An 8,709-nucleotide genomic window follows, 5' to 3' on the forward strand; every position below is an offset into this window, starting at 1 on the left:
CCAGTCGCGCCCGTGTCGCCAGTCGGCCCGGTATCACCGGTTGCGCCCGTGTCGCCAGTCGGCCCAGTATCGCCGGTCGGTCCAGTGTCGCCAGTTGCGCCCGTGTCGCCAGTTGGTCCGGTATCGCCAGTTGCACCCGTGTCGCCAGTCGGTCCGGTATCGCCAGTTGCACCCGTGTCGCCCGTCGGTCCGGTATCGCCCGTGTCACCCGTCGGCCCTGTATCGCCAGTCGGTCCGGTGTCACCCGTCGGCCCAGTGTCCCCGGTCGGTCCGGTGTCGCCGGTTGCACCCGTGTCACCCGTCGGTCCGGTATCGCCAGTCGCACCAGTGTCCCCGGTCGGTCCAGTATCGCCAGTTGCGCCCGTGTCACCAGTCGGCCCAGTATCACCAGTTGCGCCGGTGTCGCCAGTCGGTCCGGTATCGCCAGTCGCACCAGTGTCGCCAGTCGCGCCCGTGTCGCCAGTCGGCCCGGTATCACCGGTTGCGCCCGTGTCGCCAGTCGGCCCAGTATCGCCGGTCGGTCCGGTATCGCCAGTTGCGCCCGTGTCACCCGTCGGTCCGGTATCACCAGTTGCGCCAGTGTCACCAGTCGGCCCAGTATCGCCAGTTGCGCCGGTGTCGCCAGTCGGCCCAGTATCACCAGTTGCGCCGGTGTCGCCAGTCGGCCCAGTATCACCAGTCGCACCAGTGTCGCCAGTCGGTCCGGTATCGCCAGTTGCGCCAGTGTCGCCAGTCGCACCTGTGTCCCCAGTCGGCCCAGTATCACCAGTTGCACCGGTGTCTCCGGTCGGTCCAGTATCACCAGTTGCGCCCGTGTCGCCAGTCGGCCCAGTATCACCAGTTGCGCCCGTGTCTCCGGTCGGTCCGGTGTCACCAGTTGCGCCCGTGTCCCCGGTCGGCCCGGTGTCGCCAGTTGCGCCCGTGTCGCCAGTCGGTCCGGTATCGCCAGTTGCACCCGTGTCACCCGTCGGTCCGGTGTCGCCAGTTGCGCCCGTGTCACCCGTCGGTCCGGTGTCGCCAGTCGCGCCCGTGTCACCCGTAGCTCCAGTCGGTCCGGTATCGCCAGTCGCCCCTGTGTCGCCAGTCGGCCCAGTATCACCAGTTGCGCCCGTGTCGCCAGTCGGTCCGGTGTCGCCAGTTGCGCCCGTGTCACCCGTCGGCCCGGTATCGCCAGTTGCACCCGTGTCGCCAGTCGGTCCGGTATCCCCGGTTGCCCCTGTGTCACCTGTCGGCCCAGTATCGCCAGTTGCGCCCGTGTCACCCGTAGCTCCAGTCGGTCCGGTGCCGCCAGTTGCCCCTGTAGCTCCAGTCGGTCCAGTGTTCCCCGTAGCGCCTGTGCTACCTGTGCCGCCGGTCGGCCCAGTCGGACCCGTAGGTCCCGTTGGCCCCGTTGGCCCCGTTGGCCCCGTTGGCCCCGTTGGCCCCGTTGGCCCCGTTGGCCCTGTAACGCCGCCTCCAGTCTCCACCAGCAATGCGACATCATCGACCAGTACATCGGCTGTACCTGCAGCGGGCAGTGTATTAATAAGAAGGAATGCCACTACAGAGCCTGCAGGAGCAGGGCTGACCGATGAGGAAAGCACAGCCCAGATTCCGCCCGCAACATCAGGAATTTGACCTGGTGTGACGGTAAGCGTCAGGCCTTGTCCAAGCTGCGTGTACGTGTTATCCCAATAGGATACTTGTACAAGCACAGTTGGGGCCGGAGAAGCTCCAACCTTTGCCAGAGCGATTTGAAATTGAGGTGTATCTCCTGCTGTAACAGGCACGTATTGAAAGATATAGGAAGTGCTTGCCCCGCCTTGCAATTGTGCCGAATAAGTGCCCGTATGCTTGTATACACTTGTTATACTTGCATTTGACGGAATCCAGGGTGTGAATGAGCCGCTCTCAAACCCTCCGTTGACAACCAAATTTTCAATTGCCATATCCATACCTCCCGTAATATGCAGCATGAACTTTCCCTGCGCAGATCCCTTTTCCGGAATAGCGACCCCAGTATTCTCAGCTGCACTTTACAATTTTGATGCTCGTCTCCTCTCTATTAAAACTAACCTCACGGAATGTGAAGTCCCTTTATTCTATGAAACTTACAGCCGACCCGTTCCGAGTCATTTTCATTATCATAGAGTTATAGATTGAAAAATCCGCAGTTGCGGTGGACCAGCCCTGTGTGTTGCGAGCATGTACGGACTTGCGGAATACGCAGGAATTTCCCTCTTGTTTTAATAAAAAAACTTTGGGACAATAATAATGATATAGACTATGAATTCATACCCGGAGAATCGCTCCGGTGAACAATAGAAAGTGTAAGAATTTACAGCATTGAAAAGAGGGTATACATGAATAAGCAATCCATCTATGGATTAACGAGAGAGCAGCTTGTGGCATGGCTGGCAGAACGGGGACACAAAAAATTCCGGGCCATGCAAGTGTGGGATTGGCTGTATAGAAAGCGGGTTACGGAATTTTCCGCAATGAACGATGTGAATAAAGGCTGCCTAAGCCTGCTTGAAGAGAACTTCGCTATCGACACCTTGGGTGAGCACATGAGACAGGAATCTGCGGACGGCACAATCAAGTTTTTGTTCCGGCTGGAGGACGGCAATTTGATTGAAACAGTGCTGATGAGACATAAATTTGGCTTATCCGTATGTGTGACGACACAGGTTGGCTGCAATATCGGTTGTAGCTTCTGTGCCAGCGGCTTGCTTGCCAAGAGCAGGGATTTGACCAGTGGTGAAATTGTCGGCCAGATTATGAAGGTTCAGCTGCATTTGGATCAGATGCAAAACAAAGAGAGAGTCAGTCATGTCGTTGTCATGGGGATCGGCGAACCATTCGACAACTATGTGCATATGTCCAACTTCATCGAAGTGATCAAGGATCACAAAGGACTGGCGGTTGGCGCACGGCGCATCACGGTATCGACGAGCGGCCTTGCGAAGAAAATCGAGGAATTCGCCGACAGCAGCCTGGGCGTAAATCTGGCGGTATCTCTGCACGCGCCGAATAATGAGCTGCGTACCCGGATTATGAAGATTAACCGGGCCATTCCGATCGAGCAGTTAATGGAGTCGATCCGCTACTACTTGAATAAAACGAAGCGCCGGATTACGATCGAATATATTTTGCTCAAGGATGTCAACGACCAACAGGAGCATGCCTTGGAGCTGGCGGATCTCATCCGTGATATCAGCCAGCAGGCGAACGTTAATTTGATCCCTTACAATCCGGTAGACGAGCACAGCCAATACCAGCGGAGTGAGAAAGAGTCGATCAGCGGCTTCTATGACACCCTGAAAAAGCAAGGCATCGGCTGCAGTGTGCGGCTCGAGCACGGAACGGATATTGATGCCGCTTGCGGACAGCTCAGAAGCAAGCAGATCAAGAAGCCGGGCCGTACCGCACTGGCTGAGGCTGCACAGAATTAATTGTAAGAGAGACTGGCTTTCGCGATTTCACTATGGATTACAAAATTTACGAATTCATATGATCGAGTCTCGTCGCCAATAACGCAAGCGCACCCTGTACGCAGGGTGCGCTTATTTGACATTTGAATATATAGCGTTCCGTGGAAGAACGCATGGAGGATACTCAAGTTAACTTTCATGTCCGTTCCGTACTCGCCTTTTTTCCGTTAGTCTTCCTCATGTATACGCTTTTTTTGTTATGATAGGTGGTAAGGCGACATGTTTCATGCATCACTCTAAAAGTAATGGAAGTGATGCCATGGAGAAAAGATGCCGGCCGGATCTTCTGGCCTAACGTGAGCGATTGTTTTGAATGATACCGCATAAGCCGTTTTAAGCTGAAAGGCTGTAGAGTCTGAACAGACGGGACAGTTGGACACACTAACATGCTAAAGAGGAGAGAAGCCAATGAAGCCGCGTGTTTATATTGCAAGAGGCTTGCCTGAGGAAGTGCTTCAATATCTGGAGGAGCATTGTGAAGTTAGACAATGGCAAGGGACGCAAGCGATTACGAATAGTCAGCTGGCAACTGAGCTTGGTGATTCGGAGGGGCTGCTTGTGACGGGGACACCTGTAGGGGATGAGGTTCTGGCAGCAGGCAAGGAGCTTCGGGTTATAAGCAATTTATCTGTCGGATATAACAATCTGGATATAGACGCTTTGAAGCGATATGGAATTACAGCATCGCATACGCCGTATGTACTGGACGATACGGTGGCGGATCTGGCCTTTGCCTTGATCTTGTCGGCAGCCCGCAGGGTGCCTCAGATGGACAAGCTGGTGAAGGAGGGCCGCTGGCGCAAAGGGATGGACAGTGTGCTGTTCGGTGTAGACGTCCACCATGCGAAGCTGGGCATTATCGGAATGGGCCGGATCGGTGAAGCGATTGCCAGAAGGGCAAAGTTAGGCTTTGAAATGGATGTCGCATACTATAATCGCAGCCGCAAGCCGGATGTGGAGGAGCAGCTTGGAATTCAGTACAATTCTTTCGGGGAATTGCTGCAAACCTCCGATTTCATTGTGCTCATGACACCACTCACAGCACAGACGCGAGGTCTGATCGGCGAAGCCCAGTTTGCGATGATGAAACGCAGTGCCATCTTTATTAATGTATCCCGCGGCGAGACTGTGGATGAACAGGCACTGGTGCGGGCGCTGGAGAGTGGTCAAATCTACTCGGCAGGACTGGATGTCTACGAGCAGGAACCGGTCAACCCGGAGCATCCGCTGCTTAAGCTGGATAATGTCGTGACATTGCCGCATTTGGGTTCCGCTACTGCGAATACACGTCTCCAAATGGCCTATGTTGCTGCCCGCAATCTGGTTCATGCTTTGACCGGAGAGGGAGAAACCTATATTATTCCGGAACTTCAACCCTAATAGAGGACTATTTTTACTTGAGGAACTGTCAGGACTGAATTTCACGGCTATTATATTATACAGGGAGGGCATTACCCGGCAAGGGTAGAGCTCTCCCTGTTTTTTCAGCGCGGCCCCATCGTTATCGGGAGCTGGCATGAAGCGCCAAAATAGCAGCTCTTGTAGAAAAGGCGGTCATTTTAAATAGAACTGGGCTATAACCGGGTTATGATCACTGTTCTTGTAGTGGAGATCGGCTGTATGAACGGATGTAATCCCGACATTGGATGAGACGAGGAAGCCATCAATCACCGCTCTGAAATTGATTCCTTCTTCATAAGGAATATCTGCTGTCCGCACAGTTGGAGAGGTCTTGTCTGCCACCCACTGGAATCCATCGGGATGGAATGATTCTGGCATTTCTGCAAGCCATTCGGGCCACTCCTGTGTAGTGGTGAAATCATCTGTGTCTGTACCCGGAAGGGAGTGATTCCAATCGCCCCCGACAATGATATAGCTGTCCTTGGCCTGCTCTTGTTCGAGATAGCGAGAGAGGTAATCAAGCTGCTGCTTGCGGATGTATCCTTCTTTGTCGAAGGCAGAGAGATGGAGGTTGACGAGTACGAGCTCTTTGCCGTTATTTACAGGATAGCGGCTTTCGATGAATGCCCGGTCCAGATCAAGCTGCTGAATCGGCCAGCTCTCCTTGCCCGGCAGGTCAAATCTGCGATTGCGGTTGCTGTTGTACGTTGATAATGTCAGCAGTCCGCTGTTTACAGTGCCCATCGGATTAAAAACCGGGACCGGGACCCACAGTGTCTTGTAATTATACGCAAATACAGTGCTGTAACCGGGGAGGGCCTGTGAGATGGCATCGGCTTGATTGATATGATAACTGCGGGATGAATGTGTATCGATTTCTTGCAGCAGATAAAAGTCGGCTTTAGCTTCAATCAGCAGAGAAGTAACCGCTGTCAAATTGGCTTGTGTCTGAGCCTCGCTGCTCGAACGCGACATTTTGCCCCCATCCATGAAGAAATCCTGGTCCCGGTCCATTCCTCCATAGCCAATATTAAAAGTCACCACACTAAAGGGTTGTTGGTGATGCAGTATACGCTGAGGGTTGTTAATTACCTCAATCTCTTCAATTTCTTCCGGAATATAATCGGTTACTGTAATCATAATCAAAAATCCAATCGCCAGCAGGAGAATGGACAACAGCACAATTGCGCTTGTCAGAAGTAATTTTTTCTTCATTGAGGTCTCCAATATTCAGGTTTAGGAATAGGTGAGAGCAAGGAAATATTTGGTTTACGGCCACCTGGTAAATCATTTCAGCCATAACATTCGACAGCCATCATGCCAGTTCCTTGTTTTAATGATCCGGGTGCTATTTCAGCTGCATTGGATAAGAAGCAGGAGACAGATTGTTTTACCTGCTGTACTTCCGGGAAAGATAACCGTACAATATAAGGTAACCCTATAAATGATATGAAAGAACGGAGTATACCTATGTCTAACGAAGAAATTATTTTGACCAGAGAAGGATTGGATAAGTTGCAGGCTGAGCTCGATGATCTGAAATATGTAAAACGCAAAGAGCTGGCAGCGCGTATCAAGCTGGCGATCAGCTATGGTGACTTAAAGGAGAACAGCGAGTACCATTCCGCCAAGGATGACCAGGCCTTTATGGAGACCCGGATCATGCAGCTTGAGAAAATGCTGAACAAAGCCAAAGTTGTAGAGGCGGGACAGATGGATCTGAGCAACGTCCAGATTGGTTCCACGGTCATTCTCAATGACATTGAGTTCTCCGAGAAGGTGGAGTACAAAATTGTTGGTCCGGCAGAGGCGGATGTAGTAGACAACAAGATTTCGTATGAAAGCCCGCTCGGCAAGGAATTGTTGGGTAAAAAGGTCGGCGACAAGATCCGCGTAGCTGCACCAATGGGCGAAATTCAATATGAGCTGCTGGAGATTAGGGCAGTATAGAAAACTGAGTTTCCCGTAAGTAGTAGTTTCGTAAGTGTATAATAAGTTCTATAATGGAAATAGAAGTAAAAGGACCATTCGGTCATCAGGGAGACGACCCTTGATTCCACGCCGTGGGGACATTAAACAAGACACGGAAATCCTTGTCGTCTTTTTTAATTGATTAAAGGGGCTGTCTCAAAAGGGGGAGCCTGAGTAAGAGAATCCCATATTATGTGCAAAAGACCCTTCAAAACCACTAAGAAAGTGGATTTGAAGGGTCTTTTTTACGCGAATATTACACAAAAAGTGGGGGCTGAATTTTTTGTAAATTGCTTTTGGGACAGCCCCTTCGTATTATGAGGTCAGCCAGATATTACTGGTTGGCCTATTCTTATGGTCATTCTATGATGGCGGTAGCCGGGAGAACGTGACAGCCCCTGGGGACAACCCCGTACACAAAAACTGTTCTCCCACTACCACCGACCATCACGATTGAGCTGGTTGAGGCGTTGACCTCGTATTACAAGCGAAGCTGTGGAGTTGGAACCATTGTGGGAACGACCGGCAGAGATTTCGAAAGGAGAATTGGATGAAACCTGTTATTGGAATAGATGTAGCAAAGGGAAAGTCTGTCGTACAGTGTTTTTTAAAACGTAACCACCCCGTAGGACGAGCAGAAACCATTTTGCATACGCCTAAAGGATTCGAGCGGCTCAAGTCCTTGCTTACTGAATTAGAGCAGCAGAGTGGCTTTAAACCCCAAGTCATTCTTGAGCCTACGGGTCATTATCATCGTGCGCTTGTTCAGTATTTACAAGGCGAGGCTTTTGAAGTGATCCTGGTGAACCCTTTGCAGGCACAGCGAGCTAGAAGGACAGGGCTGCGCAAGGTTAAAACCGATGAATCCGATGCATGGCATCTGGGCGATCTATATTATCAGGAAGAAAATTGGTTGACTCATTGCATCCAAAAGGAAGTTTTCACAGACTTGCAGTTCTTAACGCGTCAGCATGAGTTCGTTACGAGCTTGTATGTGCAGGCCAGGTTAAATATGCGAGCTCTGATTGATCAAGTGATCCCTGGCTATGAAAATGTTTTTAGAGATATGTTTTCTAAAACATCTTTAAACCTGCTGGAGGCCTGTCTGTCAACCAAGGGGATTCAAGAACAGGGGGATAACTGGTATGAGATCATTGCGAAAGCCACCAAAGCCTCACGTTCAGATGCCTGGATGGACAAAAAGGTGGAGTTAATGCGCACCGTATGTCAGATGAATCCTGTTACCACGATAGGTTTCGGTTTGAGACAATCCCTTCTAGCTATGCTTAAGGTGCTTCGTGAGCTTCAGGAACAGCTTGTGGATTTAGAACGAGTCATTTATGAAGTGTCTCAAACGATCCCACAGGTACAGTTGCTGGAATCAATCCCAGGAGTAGGCACCAAGCTAGCCACTGCAATAGTGGCAGAGATTGGGGATGGGTCACAGTTTCGTAATCCCAAACAAATCGTCGCCATGGCAGGATTAGATCCAAGCGTTTTTAGTTCCGGGAAGTTTACGGCAAGTGAAAATAGAATCACGAAACGGGGCTCAAAACGCTTGCGCAGAGCTGCTTATCTGGTGGTCATATGCGGGTTAAGGAAGGGCTTGAATCCCCTCCTAAGAGCGTATTACGACAAGAAAAGAAGCGAAGGTAAGCCCCATAAGGTAGCCGTGATTGCTTGCGCCAACAAGGTATTACATCACGTCTACGCTATGCTTAGAAAACGGCAACCTTTCGCTTCTTAAAGCCTTTTCTTCCACAAACTTCCATGAGGTGGAGGTTTGTTTGTCATGCGTTGAATTCAGTATAACAAAAACAGCTGTCTAATAAAACCGCCTATTGACAAAGTATTAGCTGGTTTT

At 51.1% G+C, this 8,709-nt stretch carries 6 protein-coding genes; 4 read left to right on the forward strand and 2 right to left on the reverse strand.

Annotation, left to right across the window (positions count from 1 at the left end):
• On the reverse strand, nt 1-1,928 hold a 1,928-nt coding region (locus tag H583_RS34860; protein WP_081667666.1), incomplete at its 3' end, for an NTTRR-F1 domain.
• Between the two features lie 414 nt (nt 1,929-2,342).
• Between H583_RS34860 and rlmN the strand changes: the two genes are divergently transcribed.
• Both rlmN and H583_RS0130305 read left to right on the forward strand, forming a co-directional pair.
• Entirely contained in the window at nt 2,343-3,434 is a 1,092-nt protein-coding gene (rlmN, locus tag H583_RS0130300; protein ID WP_028563762.1) for a dual-specificity RNA methyltransferase RlmN, read from the forward strand.
• A gap of 447 nt (nt 3,435-3,881) precedes the next feature.
• A complete protein-coding gene (locus H583_RS0130305) occupies nt 3,882-4,853 on the forward strand; it encodes a 2-hydroxyacid dehydrogenase (RefSeq protein WP_028563763.1) in 972 nt (323 codons plus the stop codon).
• A gap of 174 nt (nt 4,854-5,027) precedes the next feature.
• On the opposite strand, the gene H583_RS0130310 is transcribed toward H583_RS0130305, so the two are convergent.
• Nucleotides 5,028-6,089, reverse strand: coding sequence for an endonuclease/exonuclease/phosphatase family protein (locus H583_RS0130310; RefSeq protein ID WP_028563764.1), 1,062 nt, complete (start codon nt 6,087-6,089; stop codon nt 5,028-5,030).
• A 255-nt stretch (nt 6,090-6,344) separates the two neighbouring features.
• Between H583_RS0130310 and greA the strand changes: the two genes are divergently transcribed.
• Both greA and H583_RS0130320 read left to right on the forward strand, forming a co-directional pair.
• A complete protein-coding gene (gene greA / locus H583_RS0130315) occupies nt 6,345-6,824 on the forward strand; it encodes a transcription elongation factor GreA (RefSeq protein ID WP_028563765.1) in 480 nt (159 codons plus the stop codon).
• A gap of 571 nt (nt 6,825-7,395) precedes the next feature.
• Nucleotides 7,396-8,592, forward strand: a complete 1,197-nt coding sequence (locus H583_RS0130320; protein WP_028563766.1) for an IS110 family RNA-guided transposase — start codon at nt 7,396-7,398, stop codon at nt 8,590-8,592.
• The last annotated feature ends 117 nt before the right edge of the window (nt 8,593-8,709 follow it).

It is taken from the genome of Paenibacillus pinihumi DSM 23905 = JCM 16419 (genome assembly GCF_000422505.1).
Taxonomy (GTDB): domain Bacteria; phylum Bacillota; class Bacilli; order Paenibacillales; family Paenibacillaceae; genus Paenibacillus_D; species Paenibacillus_D pinihumi.

What these genes read in the sequence shown, in the direction of transcription:
- rlmN (WP_028563762.1), top strand. Translation starts at nt 2,343, where the DNA reads ATGAATAAGCAATCCATCTATGGATTAACGAGAGAGCAGCTTGTGGCA.
- H583_RS0130305 (WP_028563763.1), top strand. Translation starts at nt 3,882, where the DNA reads ATGAAGCCGCGTGTTTATATTGCAAGAGGCTTGCCTGAGGAAGTGCTT.
- H583_RS0130310 (WP_028563764.1), bottom strand. Translation starts at nt 6,089, where the DNA reads ATGAAGAAAAAATTACTTCTGACAAGCGCAATTGTGCTGTTGTCCATT.
- greA (WP_028563765.1), top strand. Translation starts at nt 6,345, where the DNA reads ATGTCTAACGAAGAAATTATTTTGACCAGAGAAGGATTGGATAAGTTG.
- H583_RS0130320 (WP_028563766.1), top strand. Translation starts at nt 7,396, where the DNA reads ATGAAACCTGTTATTGGAATAGATGTAGCAAAGGGAAAGTCTGTCGTA.